At 50.1% G+C, this 23,233-nt stretch carries 7 protein-coding genes; 1 reads left to right on the forward strand and 6 read right to left on the reverse strand.

The window, feature by feature from the left end:
• Positions 1-143 precede the first annotated feature (143 nt).
• Positions 144-1,637, forward strand: a complete 1,494-nt coding sequence (gene accC / locus B5M13_RS22565; RefSeq protein ID WP_080060042.1) for an acetyl-CoA carboxylase biotin carboxylase subunit — start codon at positions 144-146, stop codon at positions 1,635-1,637.
• A gap of 13 nt (positions 1,638-1,650) precedes the next feature.
• Here the strand turns inward: accC and B5M13_RS22570 are convergent, their stop codons facing one another.
• The 6 genes from B5M13_RS22570 to B5M13_RS22595 all read right to left on the reverse strand — a co-directional run bounded on the left by B5M13_RS22570 (position 1,651) and on the right by B5M13_RS22595 (position 23,202).
• A complete protein-coding gene (locus tag B5M13_RS22570; RefSeq protein ID WP_170061258.1) occupies positions 1,651-2,730 on the reverse strand; it encodes an AAA family ATPase in 1,080 nt (359 codons plus the stop codon).
• A 102-nt stretch (positions 2,731-2,832) separates the two neighbouring features.
• Positions 2,833-3,750, reverse strand: coding sequence for a PorP/SprF family type IX secretion system membrane protein (locus B5M13_RS22575; protein ID WP_080057821.1), 918 nt, complete (start codon positions 3,748-3,750; stop codon positions 2,833-2,835).
• A gap of 160 nt (positions 3,751-3,910) precedes the next feature.
• Entirely contained in the window at positions 3,911-6,289 is a 2,379-nt protein-coding gene (locus tag B5M13_RS22580) for an OmpA family protein (protein ID WP_080057822.1), read from the reverse strand.
• A 259-nt stretch (positions 6,290-6,548) separates the two neighbouring features.
• Complete coding sequence (locus B5M13_RS22585) at positions 6,549-7,526, reverse strand: PorP/SprF family type IX secretion system membrane protein (protein WP_080057823.1); 978 nt, start codon at positions 7,524-7,526, stop codon at positions 6,549-6,551.
• Positions 7,527-7,531: 5 nt separating this feature from the next.
• The gene (locus tag B5M13_RS22590) at positions 7,532-18,826 is read right to left on the reverse strand and encodes an SdrD B-like domain-containing protein (protein ID WP_080057824.1); all 11,295 of its coding nucleotides are present in this window, start codon (positions 18,824-18,826) and stop codon (positions 7,532-7,534) included.
• Between the two features lie 1,106 nt (positions 18,827-19,932).
• On the reverse strand, positions 19,933-23,202 hold the full coding sequence (locus B5M13_RS22595) for a hypothetical protein (protein WP_080057825.1): 3,270 nt from the start codon (positions 23,200-23,202) through the stop codon (positions 19,933-19,935).
• Positions 23,203-23,233: the final 31 nt, after the last annotated feature.

Genomic DNA, 23,233 nt, shown 5'->3' on the forward strand with positions numbered 1-23,233 from the left:
CGGTTATCTTTTGGTAGCGCAAACGGAAGTCATAAAATTCAATTCCGTATTATTGCTATGAAGTAGTCATTCAGCGTCCTGTATTGTCATGAATAGTGGCGGTCAATGAATGACAACCTATGCCAATGAATGATCAAAGCCCAATGACCATAAAAAAAATTCTTGTTGCCAATCGGGGTGAAATTGCCCTGCGGATTATGCGTACTGCCCGCGAAATGGGCATCAAAACCGTTGCAATCTACTCAGAAGCCGATCGTAATGCCCTGCATGTCCGCTATGCCGACGAAGCCGTTTGCGTTGGTCCGCCCCCTTCCACTGAATCGTACCTCCGCGCCGATGTGATCATTGACGTTTGCCAAAAACTTCAGGTTGATGCCATCCATCCTGGATATGGTTTCCTGTCGGAGAATGCCAATTTCGCCCGGCAGGTTCGTGAGGCTGGCCTGATTTTTATTGGCCCGTCGCCCGAAAGTATTGAAGTTATGGGAAGTAAACTGGCGGCCAAAGCTGCCGTGGCCAGTTACAACATTCCTATGGTACCAGGCACGCCATCGGCAATTACGGATCGTACTGAAGCCAAAGTTATTTCAGCCAAAATTGGGTATCCGATTCTGATCAAGGCCAGTGCGGGTGGTGGTGGCAAAGGGATGCGTGTCGTGGAGCAGGAAGCGGATTTCGATGAGCAGATGGACCGCGCGGTCAGTGAAGCGCAGTCGGCGTTTGGCGATGGGTCGGTGTTCATTGAAAAGTACGTTACCTCGCCCCGACACGTCGAAATTCAGGTGCTGGGCGATCAGCACGGCAACATTATTCACCTGTTTGAACGCGAATGTTCGGTGCAACGTCGCCATCAGAAAGTGGTCGAAGAAGCGCCATCGGCTATTTTGACGCCCGAAATCCGGGAAGCTATGGGCCGGGCGGCCGTGGATGTAGCCCGAGCCTGTGGCTACTATGGAGCGGGTACCGTCGAGTTCATCGTCAACGACAACCTCGACTTTTATTTTCTGGAAATGAATACCCGCCTTCAGGTTGAACACCCGGTTACGGAACAAATCACGGGTGTGGATCTGGTGAAGCAAATGATTTACATTGCTGAAGGGAAACCGTTGACGATCAAACAGGAAGATTTACAGATCAAGGGTCACGCTGTCGAAGTGCGCGTCTATGCCGAAGACCCAGCCAACAACTTCCTGCCCGACGTTGGTACGCTCAACACCTACGTGCGTCCACAGGGCAATGGCGTACGTGTCGACGATGGTTTCGAACAGGGCATGGCCATTCCGATCTATTACGACCCGATGATTGCCAAACTGATTACGTATGGCGATTCACGCGAAGAAGCCATCCAGAAAATGATCCGGGCGATTGATGAATATACCATTTCGGGAGTACAAACGACCTTACCATTCTGTCGTTTTGTGATGGAACATGAAGCCTTCCGGTCAGGTCAGTTCGACACTGGGTTTGTAAGCCGCTATTTCACTCCCGATAAACTCAGCCCAGCGCCCGACACACACGAACGCGAATTAGCGGCCGTGCTGAGTGCCTGGCTCCTGGAAACGGCCAAGCCCAAACAGCATGGTGTTACCGTTGCGACAACCCAACAAAGCAAATGGAAAACCAATCGGTTAGGGTAGTGGCAATATGTTATTAAAAACCCATTCTGACTTCCTGCCGCTCGCCCGAAACGGTCTGCTCATCGAGATTGAAAATATCCGCCAGAGTCATGGGCTGACTGGTCCGGTAGTCCATACTCAGGTGTTCGAGCAGTCGGTTGGCTTTGGCAGGAGCCAGCTTTCCAAACGCATAATCGACCATCAGGCGGCCTTTACGGAGGAGGGCTTTATCCAGAAGGTGCTTGCTGGCATTAAACGTTGCAATGACCTGAATATGCATACAGTCGGCAAGCAACCCATCGGTCAGGTTCAGGATGTTGGACACGCTGTTGGTATCGCCACCGGCCTCGCGCGATTGCAGAATCCGTTCGGCATCTTCAATGATTAACACCGAATCTTTATTGTCCAGCAAAAACGGAATAATTTCGGGGGAGGTCAGGTAGTTGGTCATGTAAGGAGGCAAAATGAGCATATCCTTTTTAACCAGCGAACTCAGGTATTTGATATAGGTTGTTTTGCCCGTTCCAGGCTCGCCATGCAGTAAAATCAGCCCTTTACTTTTGGGTTGCGCCAACAAGGCCACCAGCCGCTCATGCACCGCAGGGAAATCGTCGTTATAATGAAGCTCCAGGTCGATTTCGGGCGGCAGAATTTCGACACGCTCGGTATGCAGTCCACCCAGTCCACTTTGAATGAGGTAGATGTGCGTCTGGTTATCTTCATGAACGTATCTGTGCTCCTGAAATCCATCCAGTAAGCTTTTAGCAGATGTTTCGTCGCGAAAGTACCCATATAACCGAATGAACCGCTCCCCGACAAACTCTGCCTTCAGCACCAACCCCTCATCATGCTGATAAATTCGCTCTATAACATGCCATCCTTTATCAGTAACACGCGTTGAGTGATTGATTAACACAAATCCCCGACTATCGAGCAACTGCTGAGCCGAGGGCTTAAAATCATCGTTGAAATGAAGGTAATTGGGATAGCTACCAAATGCCTGGACAAAATGAGGGGCCAACGGAAACTCTCGATCGAGGTCGCTGGGGATGTATAAATTCTGAATACTGGATTGATTAGGCATACGACTGCTGGCCGACAAATAGCGCAACATATCGTTCCTTAAAATCTCTTCGTTGGCTTCCAATCGGTCGTTATGTTACGTTTCTAAAGTACCAATGTACTATTTTTTTAATAGACTCACGCGGTCTTTTAATCAATAGGTAATGGAAAGTATGTTGGGGGCAAACCGGAGCATAATCTCATGCACGCTCTTCTGATCGTACTGCATGGCGTTAGGGCTTTCGGGGGTTTGTGAATTGAAAATATACCCTAACCGAATGGATTTGCTCAATTGATATTCGGCAATCGCCTGCACATAATTGGTCGAGATATAGCCCGGGCTATTTTGCCGGTAGGAGAGGCCAAAGCCAAATTGTTCCTGAAACCAGGCTCGCATATTGATGTCGAATCCCATCGGCCGATCCGCTATTTTCGACAGCAGAACCGATGGAATCAGGACTGTATTCTCGCCCACTTCGAAGGGTATACCTACCTGTAGCATAATAGGCTGAACCCCTTTAAATGAATATCGGCCCGTAATATCCTTTATCTGTCCGCTCAACTCAGGCGCTGAAATACCCGCAAAAAATCGATCAGAGCGATAATAGACACCAACCCCCAGGCTACTTACGGCCCGGTTGATACTTGTTGCGCTGGTTACGTCGTAGAGCGGCACTACACTTACTCCGCCCTGAACGCCTATGGATAGTTTTGCCAGTGCAGGAAGATTAAATCGATACGCTACACTTCCGTAAAAACCCGTTGGCGTAAAAACCCCCATATTGTCTTTTAACGCCTGAAAACCTAACCCGACCCGACCATGCGCAATGGCTCCATCGGCCGAAACACTTTGCGTAACGGGCGCATACCGAACACTGATCCATTTCCGCCGGAGAAAGGCCGTCAGATGAAACGATTCGCGACTTCCTGCATACGCCGGATTAATGCTGAGTGGGTTCAGGAGGTATTGTGAATACAACACTTCCTTCTGGCCATATGCCTGCTGACTGGTAATCAACAAACTAATGACCCCTAAAAAGAACAAGACTAGTACAGACGTAAAAACACGCATAGAGCTGCTGGTAAAGTGGCCCAAATTGCAAGGTTTTGCCTGAAAAACCTACTTAAAATTAGTGCATAGCGAAACACAGAGCCGACAGGGCGCTTCACAGTAGAGCGTAGTTTTTCTCTGTAAAGTGCCCTATCGGCTCCGTGCTATTCAGTTGTACACGCTAAAACTTCAGAATCTTGATTTCTGTCCGGCGGTTTTGCTGATGATCCTCTTCAGGACAGTTTACACCATCTTTACATTTATTCAATAGCTGGCTTTCACCATACCCTTTGGCGGTCATTCGCTTAGCGGCAATCCCTTTCGACTTGATGTATGAAACGGCTGCTTTCGCCCGATTGCCCGATAACGTAGCGTTATACTTGGCCGATGCGCGGCTGTCGGTATGCGAGCGCATTTCAATACTCATGGTCGGATATTTTTTCATCAACGCAACTACTTTATCCAACTCAACAGCGGCATCGGGCCGGATTGCGGATTTATTCAGATCGTAATAAATATTGTCAATCTTAATGATATCGCCCTTCTTGAACATAGCGATGTCGGTCGATCCAACCCCCTCTTTGGTAATCCGGCTACCCGTTGTCCCCATGTTGTCTTTCATGGCTTCGATGGCATAATCGCAGCCGGGTTTTACAGAAAATTCATAGCTACCATCGGGGCCGGTAGTGGTTTCCTGAGAGGTTCCGTCGCATTCATTCACCAACACTACTTTTACCCCCTCGATAGGCTGTTTATCGGTTTGGGTCGTAATACGCCCACGCAGCGTCGTCATGGCCAGGGCTGGCTTTTCTTCCACCTTCGGTTTTGAGAGCGGAATTTCAAGCCGCGAAGGCTGGTCGTCGGACATATCTTTCGTTGAAAAACCGATTTGATTATCCAAATATCCTTCCCGGGTAGCCAGGAATTTAAAGTCGCTATCAACATTCAGGCAGACACGCACCAGGCCTTCGGCATCCGTTTTAAGCTGTTTTTGGCCATTGCTGGCTGGATTATCCAATGCAACCGATGTATTGGCCAGCGGCTGTTTGGTTTCTGCATCAACAATGCTGACGGTGAGTTCGCGACAGGGGTATAGCGAACCTTCACGGGTAAACCGATACAGGTCGTCATCAGCTCCGCCATTTTTGCGGTTACTGCTGAAATAACCACTCATTCGGTCACCATCGGTGACAATCCCAAAATCATCCTTCGACGAGTTTAGAGGCTCACCCAGGTTTCGTGACAGCAAAGCCTGTTGCCCATCGGGCGAAAGCTGAGCGTAGAACATATCCAGATCGCCCAGACCAGGCCGTCCATCGGAAGAGAAGTAGATATTCCCTTTTTCATCGACAAAGGGGAACAGTTCATTTCCTTTCGTATTCACTTCTTTACCCAGGTTGACGGGCTCACCCCATTTACCGTTCGTCCATTTCGACACATATATATCAGTTCCCCCGAATCCGCCAGGTCGGTCAGATGCGAAATAAAGAAGCTGATCATCTTTGGATAGCGCCGGATGCCCGGTCGAGTATTCGTCATTGTTGAACGGTAGTTCTTCTGCTTTACTCCAGATCCCACTCGTTTGCGTAGCCGTGTATAACTTTAGCTTATTAATCCCGTCGCTACTTTTCCGGTATTTACCACCGTTGTAGTTATTTCGGGTAAAGATCACCCGCGAGCCATCTTTGGTAAACGTAGCTGGGCCCTCATGATACTTGGTATTTAAAGTCCGGCTAAACTGGTCTGATTCGCTAATAGGCTGATCTTCATAGCCCTGACTGATGTTAGTACCACCATAGAACCCAACCGTTCGGGAGTCGTTGGCAGTCGGAGCCGTAAAATCATCACTACCGAGAGGCCGGACTAATTGAGTACGAATACGTTTGCTTGCCGATGTACCACCGCCTAAGCTTGCTGCCTTTGAGCCACGAATCGTCTTCAGATCGGGCAGATAATACAAGTCCAGAAAGGGTGTATTGTTCCATTTGAACACACGTTTAACACCACTGCTACCATTCCCCGTCGACACAAAAACCAACCCATCTTTATACATCATGGGGCTGAATTCGGCCTGTCGGGTATTCATACTCAGGAATTCAACCTTATAACTCCCGGCATTACGCGTTAAAGCACTTACATCCTGATACAACTTCGAAAATCCCTGACCACGTTTATCGCTCGTCTGGGTAGCCCCGTATTTATCATATGCCTCCTGGGCTTCACGGTATTTACCGTTGCTGGCCAACGTCTGGGCGTAGTATAAGTAACATTTCGTGTAGTCTGTTGGCAGTGCACCCTGACCGATAAGGTCGCGATATACGCGCTCGGCATTGGGCATATCACGCGTTTGCTGATAGCTGTAGCCTAATTTAGCACGGGCCGCCAATCGATCAGTCTCTGGAAGTGTAGCCGGATTCTTCAGCGCCTGTTCATATAGTTCAATAGCTTTGTTATAGGCTAACTGATCAAACTGGCGGTCGGCCTGTTTTACTAACGACTGAGCCAGAGCCGGTCTTACCATGACCCAGGCAAGTACGATAATAGAGAAAATATGCTTCATACACTATAAAAGTTGGAAAACTTCAGTAGCAAAAAAGAAAGGGTACACTCTACCGGAATCCAGAAGAATATACCCTTTCCTAAGCAAAATCTACGCCGAAAATGAATACGAGAATGGCAGAATGAGTGAAAGAATGAAAAACCATCCAGTACGTTTACAGCCTTTCCCAAACGCAAACGCGTGCACAAGTGACGGAGCGAAAAACCTGTCTCAGCAGTTCACTCTTTCACTTATGCACGCGTTCTTACTTACTCCCTCTTTAGAAATATCTCGGCGTCAGGATACGGTTCTTGCCAAATCCAAACTCATAGCGAATCATGATCTCGTGCGAACTCGGCGCTACACTCTGCAACCCGTTCATCGTCCGATCATACGCATACCCGAACCGGAACTGATCCGTCAACTGCACCTCCAGCATCCCTACCACCGCATCCGTCGTGTAGGTCGACCAGGTCGAAAACTGATTCCGACGAATCGAGGCTCCGATCGCAATCCGGTCCGCAAACCAGAAGTTGATGTTCCCATCAAAACCCAGAGGGGCCCCTTCCGCATACTTCACCAGCATCGACGGCTTCATCTTCACCACCGGGCTGAGGCCTACCACAAAACCAGCCGCCAGATACGCATGACGAGCCTGCACCGACCGGTAATCCCCCACATTGTACTCGCTCAACCGGTTCTTGATCAGCCGGGGAACCGATAAGCCCACATACGCCTTGTCGTTGCTCAGGTAAATCCCCGTCCCGAAGTTGGGCAGTATCTTGGAGATATTGCTGGCAAAGGCCGGATCGATCTGGTTATCCGGAGATGTCCGTACCTCCATCAGGTTGGCCTGGTAACTGGAGGCCCCAGCCTGTAGACCCAGCGCCAGGGTACTCTTGCGGCCCACTTTGATGCGAAACGCATAGGAGGCAAACGCACCCGCTTCCTGAATCACCCCGGCCTTATCCCCGTACAACTGTAGACCCACTCCGACTCGCTCCTGATTCAGCGGCATGTCCGCCGTGAAAGTCGCCGTTTGGGGAGCCCCTTCGACGCCTGTCCACTGGTTGCGGTACAGCGCCGACATACTCAGTACATCCCGGCTACCGGCATAGGCCGGATTCAAAGCCATCATGTTGAACATGTACTGAGAGAACATCTTGTCCTGCTGAGCCCGCACGGGGCGGCTGCTGATGCCCAGCATCAGCAGCACAACTCCCGCGGCCCATAGTTTAGTTGCAAACTGGTTTGCCATCCGAATTAGCGGTTAATAGTCATGTATCGAACAAACTTGCGGCCATCGCTCAGATTCACTACGTAGTAGTAGGTGCCATCGGGCACGCCGTTGGAGTCGGCCGAGCTGAGCACGATACCCGTGTTCGGCTTGCCATCCCAATCGTTCTGGTAATCCTCGTTTTTGTAGACCAGATTACCCCAGCGATTATAGACTTCCAGACTGACCGTCAGCCCATTGGCGCCCCGGATCACGAACCGGTCATTGATTCCATCGCCGTTTGGTGAGAAGCCCTGCGGGATGAAAATCTCCTGATAAGTCGGCAGCAGCGTCAGCGGAGTGGCTTCGCGCTCGTTGGGATCGGTCGGGTCACCATTGCCGTTGAGGTCCGGATTCAACCCACTCGTCGATATATCGCTTACCAAACCTGTCTTCGACTGAGCTGTCGCATAAGCCGTGTTAAGGAAGGTTGTGGTCGAGCCATCGGCGATGACGTTGATCACCATTCGAATCGTATCGACTTTACCCACCGCCAGCGCGCTGGTGCTGTCGCCCAGGACGATGACCGGATCCGACACCCCGTTGTAGTTGGGGTTGAGCTTGAGGGCGCTACCCGTCGAGGTGATGAACGGTGCTTTCACCAACGTGAAGATCGACCCCGTCTGGGTATTGAATACCTTCGAGAGCGTATCAGAGATGGTCACATTTGTCAATGGATCAGGCCCGTAGGCTTTCACCACGATCTGGTAGGTGACATTGTAGCTACCATCTGACTGACGGACCGTATCGGCCACGGTCATGGCCAGACCAATATGCGAATCCGTAGCACGACCGTTCAGCACAATTGGTGTCGGCTGGCTGTTGTTACGCGGATCCAGGTCATTATCTGGGTCATTGTTCGTACCAGCCGTCGATGCATCATCTACAAGCTCATCAGACGACGTTTTAGCCGATGCCAGCGCTGTGTTATAGAAGGTCAGCGAATCCGGATTAACACCCGACACATCAACCCGAACGGTGAAGGTCAGCGTAGCTTTCGCACCCACCGCCAGCGTACTGGCCGTATCGACCAGCATCTTGGTAATCATGCCCTGACCTGTGTACAGCGTATCGACCGTTACGGTTCCTGTGCTGGCAACATGAATCTGGTTGCTGACAATCAGTGCTCCTTTACCGAACGCTGTCGAGAGATTATCCTCTACCTGTACAGTCTTCAGTGGCTCGGTTCCCATGTTGGTCAGTGTGATGGTATACGGAATGTCATATACACCATTCTGTACCAGCGTCGGTGTACCCACCTCTTTGGCTACCCCAAGCAAGCCTTTGGGCAGGTCGAAGCGAACCGTGGTTAGGGTAGACCCCTGCGGTGCCGGATCGAATCCATTATTGGAAATATCCATTACCGTTTGCGAGGCATCTGGTGTCGTACCGGTTACTGTAGCACTGGAGTAGAACGGACCGTTGTTACCATTGGTTTTCACATTCACCACAAAGACAACCGTATCCTGAGCACCAGCGGCCAGTTTGCTGGCGTTGGTCAGCAGGTCGGGCTGCGACGAACCGTCGAAACCTGTGTTAGCAACCAAGGTGCTGCCTGCGCCCACTACTGGGCCACCAACCACGCTATACGACGCTGGCGAGATAAACACCTTGTTCAGGCTATCGGTCAGGCTCAAGCCTTTCAGTTCGACATCTCCGAAGTTCTTAATCGTTGCCTTGTAGGTAACGTTGTATGAACTATCGGGTTGCTGCTCAACTTTAACAACAGCCAGGGCCAGACCGATGCTTGGTCCCTGTGGCTGGCCCGTTCCCAGCGTGAAGCTGGTGACCACCGTGTTGTTGGTTGGATCGCCATCGTTATCTGGATCAGCCACACCGCCATCAGTCGACATATCCGTTACGGTTCCATTACTGCTGACGGCCGATGAGCCAGCCAGGTTGTAGAACGCTTTCGTCGTGTCGCCCGCTACGCGTTTTACCGTAACATCCAGTACCATAATCTGCGATTTACCCGGCAGGATATAGCTGGCAGAATCCAGCAGGTTTGTATGGCTACCGCTTCCGGTAAATTCTGAGTTAACCTTCAGCGTTGAAGCCGCATCCGATAGTGTTACACTAGCCGATACCGTATTCGGGCGGAAAGCATAAGCCAGATCATCATTTACCTGAACACTACGCAGGGTATCCTCACCGAAGTTAGTCACTACAAATTTGTAGGCCACCTTCACGAGCGAATCACCAATCGCTTGAGGTGTTCCCAGCACCGACTTCGCCAGACCGATTACGCTGGCTTTGTGGGCTGAAGTATCTTTCACCGTTACGCTCGATGTATTATTAGCCAGATTGGTTTCCTTATTGTCGAGATAAACAATCTCGGCCGTATTGACAACCTCCTGATTTTTCACGGTCAGACGAGCGTTAAACACGATCTGCGTAGACGCTCCTGTTTTGAGGCTATCGATGTGTTTCGACACTACACCGTTCGAGACGGTGAAGCTACCACCTGCATCAGGCATGATCATCGATCCGTTCGAGATCGTGAAGCTGCTACCTGGAGTCGGTATTAACTCCAGACCTTTGGGCAGTACGTCACGCACATCTACATTATAAGCGGTGTGCGGGCCTGCATTGCTAACCGTAATGGTATAGGTTACAGGTGCACCGTTTTGCACGAATGCCGTGCTTGCCAATTTGGCAATGCTCACATCCGTATTCAACGTATCTGCGGCACAGTTGAAGACTTTCACAACCACTTTTGATGGTTTGCTGACACATCCCTGTGCGGTCCGTTCAACTACCCAATAGGTTCCCTCGCAAACGGAATCCGGACGGATCACAATATTGGACGTGTTGCATTCGCAGATCCGATACGTATAGGTGCTACCAGCCGTTGTCGTCGACAGCGCTTTGGTCAGATCCACAATTTTCGATGGGCACTCGTTACGCAGGTTGTGTACCAGCGGGGGAAGTACCGGCTCAGCTACATTCACCATAACAGGCTCTGAACTTACCGAGCTACAACCCGAACCATCGACCAGTTGCACACTGTAGGTTCCGCTATGTTTCACAATGATCGTCTCACTCGTAGCACCATTGCTCCATTTGTAGCCTGTATAACCCGCAGGGGCTTTCAGGGTTACCGAGTCGCCATAGCACAGATTCTGAGCACCGACTACCGTTACAACAGGTACATCCTTAACCCCATTGATCGTCAAGTCCATAGCATCCGTAGCCACTGGGCAATTCGGATTCGTAGGCGTCACAGTCAACGTCAGCGTTACTTTACCCGCTTGTAAATCAGCAGCACTAGCTGTATAAACGGCATTCAGCGCATAGGGGTTGTCGAATGTACCGGTACCACTGGTGGTCCAGTGGGCGGTATTACCTGAACCGCCCATGGTTCCACTCAGTTGATAGGTTTTCGCTGCACACACACTCGCATCGGCGCCAGCGCTGGCCGTTGCCGGATTCACACCATCACAGGGCGATGGTTCCATACAGGTAGTTACCTGCACATGAATCGCTACCGGCAGACTTACGCAACCGTTTGTCGTTTTCTCAATCACATAGTAGACGCCCGTACCTACATGCGCTGGATCAGCAACTTTGGTGCTCAACGTAGCGTCCGTATAGTATTCGAACACACCACCTGTTGTGGCTGGGTTACTGGTTACGCCTTTCGACAGATCAGCCGTCGTAATCGGACAGGTATTCGTCAGATCCGACACGGTTGGTACTGGTACTTTTGGCAGTACATTCACACCCACCGTGTTCGACGCATCACTCTTACAGTAGGTCGAGTTGCAGCATTGTGCCGAGAACGTTGTCGAGCTAGCAGGCGAAACAACCAGGGTATTACCCACCTGATTATTAGACCAGGTTACGTAGCTATCTGGCGAACAACCCTGAGCGACCAGCGTTACCGAAGCTCCGAAGCAGACCGTAGCATTGCTGCCACCACCCAGGATCGAGATCGTTGGTGCCGATGGCTTACCAACCTGGATCGTCGTTGCTGCCGACCACTCACCTTCACAGCTACCCACTTTACACTTCACGCGGAAGGTAACATCCTGGGTTGGGGTTACAGTCAGGATCGAACCGATCGTTTGCTGTGCGTCAGACCACTGATAGTTACCATCCGAGCAACCGGTAGCCGTCAGCGATACGGTTTCACCCACACATAGAGCCGACTTGTTGCTCACAATGATCGGGATAGGTGGTGTACCTAAGCTGATGTGTACCGTTGCCGATGGCTTGCTGGCACAATGATCAATTTCACAGATAGCCGTCAGCCAGGTTTCAGCATAGACACTTGTCGTATACACAGCGCCTTCTTTGCCATCTGACCATTTCACGGTACCATTTTCACAACCCGTTGCGGTGATCGAAACCGGTCCACCCGAACATACGGTGAGCGAGGTAGCCGATAGCGTTGGTGCATCGATGACGCATACTTTTATAGCAGCACCCGTTGCATCCAGGCTGGCACACTTACTACCGATCAGTTGCTGTACGTCGGCAATGGTCGAGAGATTCGGTTTCACCTGCGACAGATCGAGGTAGTTGGCATCACCCGAGTTTGCATTGTATACCAGCGTATGGATCGTGTAGTGCGCATTCGAAGCATCTACCGTAAATTGTGGTGCAGCACCTGTTTGCTGAACAAGACCATCTTTGGCAAGCACATAGACCACCGAGTAGCTTGTTGGTTGTATCAGTCCGCCATTTGGCGTAGCGGCCACAACAGCCGTTGTACTGGTGCTTGCACAAACCTTGTCATTTACAGGCGTCAAGCTTCCTGCTTTAACCACGCAATCGCCAGGATTGATGATGACAGGGTTCGACGGATCGCTCAGACATGCATGGTACTGACATTGTGCGTAGTAGGTCTGTGTACCATTTGGTATCACAACAATCGACGCGCCTTTGTTATTGCCATTCACATCGTTGGCCGACCAGATTACGGTACCTGTGCAGCCCGAAGCGGTCAGGGTTACCGAACCTCCCGGCGTTACATTCGTTGTCGAAGCCACGATGGTCGGTGCCGTTACTGGAATCACCGTAATCGTGTAAGGCTGGGTCGTGGTGCTCTGGCACACGCCGTCCTGACAGTATACTGTGTAGCCCGTTGTAACGGTTGGCGAAACGATAATGCTTGTAGTGGTTTCACCCGTGCTCCAGTATGGCGTACCCTGGCAGTTTTTCACTGACAGCTTCACCTCTTCACCTGGGCAGATCGTATCGGCACTACACAGGCAACGAACGATTGACGGTGTCGGCGTTGGCGTCACCTGAATGTTCACCACATTCGACTTCCCTGAACCACAGGCAGAGCCGCTTGCTGGTATACACAGTGCGTAGAATTCATGGTTCGACGGAGTTACGGACACCGATACAACAGCGCCTGTCTGACCATCCGACCATTTCACCGTTCCATCGCAGCCCGTAGCCGTCAGTGATACTAATCCACCACTACAGATGGCCGTTGTTGATGCCACAACCGTTGGAGCAGGTGCTGGCGAGGTATTCACTGATATACGAACCGAGTTAGAAGCACTGCTCTCGCAGGAACCAATCTTACAGGTTGCGTAGTACTGCTTGCTTTCGGTCGGGTAGATCGTGATGATCGAACCCGTTTTATCGACACCATGCCAAACCACTGTACCTGTGCAACCTGTAGCTGTTAACGAAACAGGTTCACCACTGCAAACACTCGTGCTGCTGAGCCGTACAATTGGCGCTTGTGGGTTAACCACAGCTACAGACACCGTATTGGAAGGATTGCTCAGGCATGTGCGGTATTTACACTGTGCGTAGTAGCTGATGTTGGCCGTTGGATGTACTGTAATGCTAGTACCGGTTTCACCATTCGACCACATTACCGTACCGTTGCAGTCAGCAGCCGTCAGGGTGATAGCCCCACCGGCACAGACTGTATCAGCACTGGCTGTAACCGTTGGGATTACTGGAGCCACCACTTGAATCGTATACGTTGGCGACGACTTGCTGGTGCAGCTACCGCTCTGACAGTATACCCAGTAGGTATTGCTACCCAGCGTTGGCGTTACAACGATGCTCGATGTCGTAGCCGTTGTGCTGTTCCAGTGCGGTGTACCGATGCAGTTATCAACCGTTAAGGTTACCGTTTCACCTGGACATACAACCGACGTGCTACATACAATCGTGGGTTGTGGCTGATCGGCATTTATATTGATCGTGATGACAGCCGGGTTGCTGAGGCAGCTACCCTGACGGCACTGTGCGGTATAGGTCGTTTTGCTGTAAGGTGTTACAACAATCGAGTTACCGGTTTGTGCTTTATCCGACCATTCGATGATACCACCCTGACAACCCGATGCGGTCAGCGTTACCGATGTACCAGGGCAAACGTTATCTGCACTAGCGACAATTACCGGTGTCTGAGGCTCAACTACGGTGACCGTGATCGGTGCCGATGCCTGACTTACACACTGACCAATTACGCAGCTAGCTGTATACGTCGTCGTAGCCGTTGGGGCCGCAAAGATTGTCGTACCCGTACTTCCGTTCGACCATCTGACTGTACCATTTTCGCAGCCTTTCGCGCTGAGCGTTGTCGTATTGCCTTTACAGATCTGGCTGATAGCGCAGATCAGCGTTGGCGGTGCCACGTTGCAGTCGATAATTGGCGTTACCGTTCTCGATGTATCGTTCAGTGCATGGTTTGGATCGTTGTTCGCACCACTGATGATGGCCGTATTTTTCAATGACCCACCCGCATTGATGGTTGCTTCGATCAACAACACCCGGCTCGAACCTGGTGTCAGCGTGCCAATGGTCCAGATACCCGTTGCAGGGTTATACTGGTTGACTGGGGTCGAGCTTACGTAGGTCAATGTGCCTGGTAACAGATCGGTTACTTTCACATCTGTACCTGTAATCGGCCCATTGTTAGAGGCCGTGAGCGAGTAGGTAATTTTCTGACCTACCGAGAACGGACCCGCCGTTACTACGTCTTTCACTACTGCCAGATCGGCCAGGCACTGACCTACTGTAATCGTCAGCGACGAACGTGTGCTGCTTACGCAACCTTCGGAGCTTATGGTTTCAGCATAGTAGATAGCATCGCCCGCTTTTGCAGGTGTCACCGTCAGTTTACCTCCGCTTACGGTCGTTCCGATCAGCGTTCCATTCTGGTCATACCAGTTTATTCTACCGTTTGGTGCGAAGCCAACCAGCTTCGTGCTGCTGCCCTGACAAACGAGCGTGTCATCGCAGGCTACACCTAGCGGAGCATCAGGCCGTTTGTTGATTTTCACCAGTACAGCGTACGATGCTGGGGCACAGATACCCTCACCATCCGGATCATTCGTCGTAACCGTCAGCAAGACATTACCAGCAGCAACATCAGTTGCCGATGGTGTATAGGTCGTTGTCAGGCTACCGGGTGCGCTGAACATACCACCCGTTGTTGTTGCTGACCAGGTTACACTTGTTGCAGAACCGCCGAGGATCGCTCTCAGTGAGATCGGGTCACCTTCACAAACCGAAGCCAGGGCAACAGCGGTTACACTTGCTGGGTTCTGACAGCTACAATCAACGATTTCCACATTCAATACTGTTGGGGTGCTGTAACAGTTATTCTGCTTGGCAAATAGATAGTACTTACCTGCGCCCACAGCCGTTAGGTTCGTTACTCGTGTCTCAGCCAACCGTTCGATACTGGTGTACCATTCATACGTTAGCCCATTCGCGTGGTTCTCAATATGAATCTGTGTCAGATCAACCGTCGATTGAGGACAGGTATTTTTCATAATACCCAAGCAAACCGGCGTTGGTACCGTCGTCACCTGAACAGCCACTGGCTTACGAGCGCTTACACAGCCATCTGCGGTGAAGGCTTCAGCATAGTAGATTGTCGTTGTCGTTGGGTTCACGGTTAGCGATGCACCATTCGAGGTTGTAGCGAAGGCCACTCCATCGTAAGGCGTCAGGTACCACCGGATTTGGGCAGCCGTCACCGACGAAGTTGCCGTCAAGATCGCGACATCACCATTACAGATTGACAGATCGTTCGAAGCGATCAGGCTGAAGTTGACTGGGCAGGTGTAGTAACCAGCATCCAGGTTACCATTAAATTCACCCGGAGCCAATGTTACTGACCGCGTTTTGCCTGTAATGGCATCCGCATCACTGTCCTTCGTATCATTGCCACCCTGTTGAGCCAGCGTTGCCGTGTAGCCCGATGGTGCCGTGAAGCCTACCGCATAACTGGTACTATTGCCTGGGGTTAAGCCGGTGAAGCTATAGAAGCCCGAGGCATTGGTTACCGTCGTTGCCGAAGCGACACCGTTTACATACAGGGTTACTGTTACACTTGCGATACCAGGTTCATCATCATCCTGAATACCATTCTTGTTGGTATCATTCCAGACAAAGTCACCCAGTCCTGCACTTGGGATGTAGAAGCCAGCGTCCAGCGTTGAGTTGAACTCGCCCGGTGCCAGCGTAACCGATTCGGTCATCCCTGTGATCAGGTCCGCATTCGAATCTTTCGTGCGGTCGGTGCCACTGTAGGGAACTGAAGCTGTGAAGCCCGACGGAGCCGTGAAGCCTACCACATAGCTGGTGCTGCTGCCTGGGGTCAAGCCGGTGAAGCTGTATAAGCCCGAGGCATTGGTTACCGTCGTTGCCGAAGCGACTCCATTAATATAGAGGACAGCCGTTACACCCTGAATGGGCGGCTCACCATCGTCCTGAATACCATTGTGATTGGTATCGTTCCAGACAAAGTCACCCAATCCTGCACTTGGCACATAGAAGCCAGCATCCAGATTCAGGTTGTTTTCGCCTGGGGCCAGCGTTACGGAGCGGGTTTTACCCGTGATCACATCAGCGTCGCTGTCTTTTTCATCATTCCCACCCTGCTGTGCCAGGGTAGCTGTATAGCCCGATGGCGTTGTAAAGCCTACTGAATAGCTCAGACTGTTGCCTGGCGTTAAGCCGGTGAAGCTATAGAAACCCGACGAATTGGTTACTGTCGTCGCCGAAACTACCCCGTTTGTATAGAGCGTAACGACTACGTCTGGAATACCGGATTCATTATCGTCCTGAATACCATCTTTATTGACGTCGTTCCAGACAAAGTCACCCAGACTTGCTTTTACTACCTCTTGTACTGGTGGTATGTAACCAGCGTCAAGGGTCAGATTAAATTCACCTGGTGCCAGCGTGACGGATGCGGTTATACCCGTAATCAGATCAGCATCGCTATCGAATGCTTTATCCGAACCGCTTAGCGGAATCGTTGCTGTATAACCTGATGGCGTCGTGAAACCAACAGAGTAGCTTAGGCTACTACCTGGGGTTAAGCCGGTGAAGCTATAGAAGCCCGACGAATTGGTTACTGTCGTCCCAGTAGACAAACCATTAACATATAACGTAACGGTTACTCCCTGAATACCTGGTTCGTTACCATCCTGGATACCATCTTTATTCAGATCAACCCAGACAAAGTCGCCCAGTCCTGCACTTGGGATGTAGAAGCCAGCGTCCAGCGTTGAGTTGAACTCGCCCGGTGCCAGCGTAACCGATTCGGTCATCCCTGTAATCAGGTCCGCATTCGAATCTTTCGTGCGGTCGGTGCCACTGTAGGGCAGCGTTGCCGTAAAGCCCGATGGCGTCGTGAAGCCTACCGCATAGCTGGTGCTGCTGCCTGGGGTCAAGCCGGTGAAACTGTATAAGCCCGAGGCATTGGTCACCGTCGTTGCCGAAGCGACTCCATTAATATAGAGGACAGCCGTTACACCCTGAATGGGCGGCTCACCATCGTCCTGAATACCATTCTTATTGATGTCGTTCCAGACAAAGTCACCCAATCCTGCACTTGGGATGTAGAAGCCAGCGTCCAGCGTTGAGTTGAACTCGCCCGGTGCCAGCGTAACCGATTCGGTCATCCCTGTGATCAAGTCCGCATTCGAATCTTTCGTGCGGTCGGTGCCACTGTAGGGCAGCGTTGCCGTAAAGCCCGATGGCGTCGTGAAGCCTACCGCATAGCTGGTGCTGCTGCCTGGGGTCAAGCCGGTGAAACTGTATAAGCCCGAGGCATTGGTTACCGTCGTTGCCGAAGCGACTCCATTAATATAGAGGACAGCCGTTACACCCTGAATGGGTGGTTCGCCATCATCCTGAATACCATTCTTATTGGTATCATTCCAGACAAAGTCGCCCAATCCTGCACTTGGGATGTAGAAGCCCGCATCTACAGTCGGATTATTTCGGGCCGTACTGGACTCTGGCTGGCTGGTATCAATGGTATAAATACCTGTAAATCCGTTAAGGCCAGCATCACTATCCAGATCGTCAGTAACACCAGCCGCATTAACGGAAGTAGATTGATAACCCGAAGGCGCAATAAATCGGACAATATAACTTCCGTCTGTAAGGCTATCAAACAGGTATTTACCACCACCGGCGGTAATGGTCGAATCGAGTTTTACGGTACCCGTGTTGTCGTATAAATAAACCTTTACGCTATCAATACCCGTTTCGGAATTATCTTGCTTACCATCTTGATTTGTATCAAGCCATACATAGTCGCCCAAGCTTCCATAAGGCCCCTGAATGACTTGAATGTCACAACAGTTCGAAGAAGGGCAACCATTTCTGTAGGTCACAAAGCGGTATGTACCCGGACTTTTGATAGTCAGGGACGAATCACTGTTGACCTCAGCCAGTGAGGTGGACACGGCCGTTGAACTAACCGGTACATTATCTCGGTACCAGACAATCTGATCATACCCAGATGGGATCGTAACCGTATATTCATCGCCAACGTACCATAATATTGGCACCGAAAAACAAACGGCATCATAATCATCTTCAGCCAGACTCTGATTGCCGGGAATAGAATTTAAGTCCGTTTGATCGGCTCCAATAACTTCAGCCGTATTAAACCAGACACCACGTTCCAGTACGGTAGCCTTCATTACCAAAACCGCCGAATCGCCGGAAGCAATTGACGGAATCGACCAGGTACCCGTTGTTGCGGTTAGTGAGCCGGTAGGTGTGAATGTTCCTGTACCGTGTGTGACAGTAGCCGACCCTGGTATAAATGAAACCCCGCCAGCAGGCAGTTCATCTTTAACGGATACATTAGTCGCTGTAGCGAAACCAGACGCATTAGCAACTACAATCGTATATGTAACGACGTCGCCAATAGCTGGCGACTGGCTGTTTATAGATTTATGGAGACTCAGGTTAATCTTCTGCGTCTGAGCCTGAGCTGGCAAAGCCGCCATTCCGAGCAGTAAAAATGCCAGAACTGATAATGCGCGAAGCATTGATCCACTATGATGGGTATAGCCAACAAACGAGGATAGCTTTTGTGTATAGCTCTTCCATCGCGGAGGAATCCGTCTCATAGCTGCCGATGTTCTAACTAAAACAGGGAAGTTCATCGGTTTATGAGGTGATTTGTTAAGTAGAGATTGCTCATTCATTGGTCGGCGTACAAGAAAATAAAAAGCGTTTGAACTAGTATGGATACCATAGCCGGGTGGTCCAGAATCGATGATATTAGGCGGCTCCCGATCAAACCCACTAAATCCCTGCCTACTTTCTGTTTGACTGAATGCGAAATCAATTGAGGCTGAATCACTCGCTTTCCCTTGTGAAAACAAGGTCATTTGGAAGACCTGCATGGCCTGATCATACCATTGCCAGATATAGGTAATCAGAGTTCCAATCAAGCCTATTCTTCGCTGAGGCTTACTGACTGAATGGTATCGCTTCGGTAACTGCCTACTGTCAATTGCAGGCGCAAAGCGATCGGTATGTTTTGTGTGTAGCGTAGACATTTCTTCCATTTTGGAACTTAATTTGGAATGATCTCAGCGAGTCGGATACTATAAGGTAGACTACAATAACTCAGGCCAACCACGTGGAAATAAGCCACGGTTCATTAGCCGGAGATATCAGACTCAATAGCTTCTTAAAAATTAACTAAAACTATGCCAAACCACAGTTTCGTTTTGGCTCATCAGATCAATAATCGCCAAAAACTCAACTTTTAGAGACTTTTTACGAAATACCTATGCTTATGTGGTTAGCATAAAAACCTTTTGTTCTACGGCTGTAGGCTACGGTGAGGCTGAAAGGGCTTAGCGAAAACTATGCCAACTCTATTGTATACTTCTGCACTTTCTTTATTTATTTGTGAGATTCGAATTGTTACCAACAATTACGATTTAGGCTATCAAAAAATATAGCTATTGCTCTAAATAAATACTTAAGTTATCGTTATACAGTATCTTTTACATATCAAACTATGTGCCTAAATTACATACTCAATAGTAATTATTTATTTAGCGTGACTATTCTCGCTTTCTAAATGCAAAAAGCCACGCTAGCGTGGCTTTTTGCATTTAGAAAGCAGTCTGTTAATGTCCTAAAAATCGTATCCGAGTGTGAGATAAGCAATCGGTTTGCCTACAGTCTTGTCTTCTAAGCCCCAGGCATAGTCAAACTTCACAAAGTAGCCAAAAATCATAGTCCTCACCCCAGCCCCGTACCCAATCAGGAATGGGTTCTTAAAGTTTGTGACAATGGCCCTAAATGGTATGGGCCCTCCGCCAACAATTTCGGTATTCAGACTATTTTGCTGGCTAAATGGCCCACTACCCGTCCAGGCAGTCCCAATATCTGAGAAGGCAACCAGTTGAAGATTGCGGAGGAAATTGGAGGTTATATTACCCCGGTATAAATACCGAACCAATGGGAGCCGAAGCTCAGCATTAAACAGCATATAACTGTTACCAGTAAGTTTCCCCTGACGGAATCCACGCAATGGAGCCGCAAAATCTAAAAAGAATACATCCCGATAATCGGAAGGAATAACGTTACGCTCTGTATTCGGAATTAGTAGAGGGTTCGACGAAACCGGTTCCTTCGGATTAGGTCCGATCCAGTTTTCCATGCCACCTAATGTCGCTTTCTTTGGCGACGCCCCCCCTGACTGGCTAAATGCAAAACGGGCCGCCAGGATCAGATCGCGATGAATTTTCTGATAATGTCTTAAGTCAAATGACAACCGCCGGAAGCCCTCCGACGACGAGCGTAGGCCTGCATATTCTTCATACCGGAGTTTCATGCGTGTGCCTTCAACCATGTTCATGCCATTTACCTTCGAATTATCGAACACAAACTCTCCTCGCAGACCTGCGTAATCGGATACATGGTCTGGCTCAGCAAACGACGATAGATCAATCAGCCGGGTCAGGGCATAGAAAGGCGATACCGTAAACCGACTATTTACCGAAATTGGGTAGGAGGCCGAAACGGCAAAGCGATTATACCGGTACTTCTGCAACAACCCAGCTCCATCGATAAACAGGGTTTGCCGGTCAATCCGGGCACCATAGTCGATCCGATGGGTGAGGTTGGTATATTCAGCAAACAACTCACTGTTACGCAACGTATTAGTCAAGCTGATAAACCCACCAGCCCGTATCACATGATTCTCCAGCAAATCCGTTAGCGTTACGTCCTGGGCGTAACCAAACCCTTTGATGGGGTCGATACGCCAGCTTGACGGCGCTTCATTAATCCCAAAAGTCCCTTTATACTCAAAGGGGCCACGAATGGTGATGTTTTCCCGACGTCGATTACGTGGTAACGTGGTGGTTATACTAGGCGAAGATCCTGTTATCGAACGACGCTGGCGATACTCGGCTGCTTTTAGAACGTCAGGATCAAACTGATAATTGTCGGTATCGACTTCACCGGGTTCCAGAGCCAGTTTCGACCCCGTATTCGACTGCGGAGTAGTTGCCTGTCCCTGAGCTACTTTACTGGAGTCAGCTGCAACCGATTTTGGCTGAGTGGTCGTATCAGCTTTAGGTTGTCCAGGCCGGGGTCCCATTGTTCGGGCAATTGCGGCACTTCGCTGGGTAGGCGTCGATGCCACCGATTGTGTCAGGCTGATTTGCGAACGGAACCCAATAAACTCGCGACCGTTTTTCAGGCTGCTATATACAAAACCTCCATTCGACGGAATCAGATCATACAATCGAATACTTTGTGGAAAAGCTGTTAAGGGCGACACTGAACCACTTTCAGTCTGTAACTTATACAGGTTCCGAATGCCGTTGGCATCACTCAGGAAATAGATCGTTGATTCGTTGGCGGGTATAGGTTGCGTAGCATGATACAGTGAATCGGTCAGTCGGGATACCGATAGGTCGCGGGCACTTCCTTCATGGGAAAACAGCACCATCTGATCGCGAATACTTTTATACGATCCTTTATCAACACCCAGTGTATCGTCCCGGCGATTGGAACTGAACACTACCTGCCGAGCTGTACGGCCAATAAAGGCTGGATACATATCATCGTACAGGTCGTTGGTCAGTTGTTGATACGAACCCCGGTTGATACTGTATAAAAAGAGATCGTTCTGCCCTTTTCGATCGGCACTCAAAATCAGACTTCCACCATCTTCCGATGCATCCATCCAGACAACCTGCGACAATCCATTGACTTTCCGCTTGAACTGGCGTTTAGGCCGTTTTTCAAAACCACTATATTGATAAAGGTTTGTTTCGCCTAATTCATCGGTAATAATCAGCAGATTGTTATCCCGCTGCCAGGCCACCAGGGGCGTATTCGCACGAATTAGTTCGCCATCCAGCCGATACCCACCCGATAAGACCGTTGTGTGTTTGCGATTAGCCGTATTGACAACCTCAACATGAAACTTACCATCGCGTAGTACTGAATATGCAATAAACTGCTTATCAGGGCTTAATTTCAGGCTTACCAGTGATGTCTTATCATCAGTAGAGCCAACATTGAACTCAAAACCGTCTGTAGTCAATGTATTCGACTGGGCAAAGCCGCTAGCCATACCCGCGTAATACTCCCGCCACTCCCGCAGGAACCGGCTGTAGGGAATACCCAGCGTACTGGAAATACTGTTTTGTTCATTCCGAATGATTCGTGTCAGGTTCAGAATATTTGACACGTTATCCCGACCGTATCGCTGCACAATATAATTCCAGATTGAATGGCCGACCCGCTCCGCATCGATTCCGGAGAGCAACGATGGCTTCCGAACCGGGCGCGTAAGCGACACATCCCGCATATAATCGTCCAGTTCCAGGCTATTCCCTTCGGCAATATAGGACGCAATACCAGGCATGAACCAATCGGGCAGGGTCAGCAGCAATGAACTTTGTAAGGCATCTTTCAGACTACCCCCGTAAAGCATGTCGTACACGAACAACATAGCCACATCGTGTATAATCTGCTTCCGAAAACTGATCTGATCACCCGTGAAGGCCAGCTCAATCCGCGATTTCGATAGATTTTGCTCACGGCTGTTAAGGCCACTCTGCGCATTCAGGCCAATGTTACTTTGCGTTAGCTCGGCGGGTGAGTTAAAAAGGAATATCTTTACCCGATTGTAAGGCGTATACCCCAGCAATTCGGTAATTCGATCGAACTCCGACTCGGCATACTGTGCCGTCAGATTGGCGATCTGAGTCCCATCCTGATAATGGTAAATCTCAAAATTGGAGGTTCGGATAATTTTCCACTCGAAGTCCCGATACTGAATACGGTTTTTCCCGAACCGTTCAAGCGATGGATAGTTTTGCGCCGTTGCCACGCTAAGTCCACCCAGCCACAGACCCAACAACAAAATGTACTGATTTCGCATACGTGTTTAGCAATCAGGTATTAGGAGTCAG

It is taken from the genome of Spirosoma aerolatum, assembly GCF_002056795.1.
GTDB lineage: Bacteria > Bacteroidota > Bacteroidia > Cytophagales > Spirosomataceae > Spirosoma > Spirosoma aerolatum.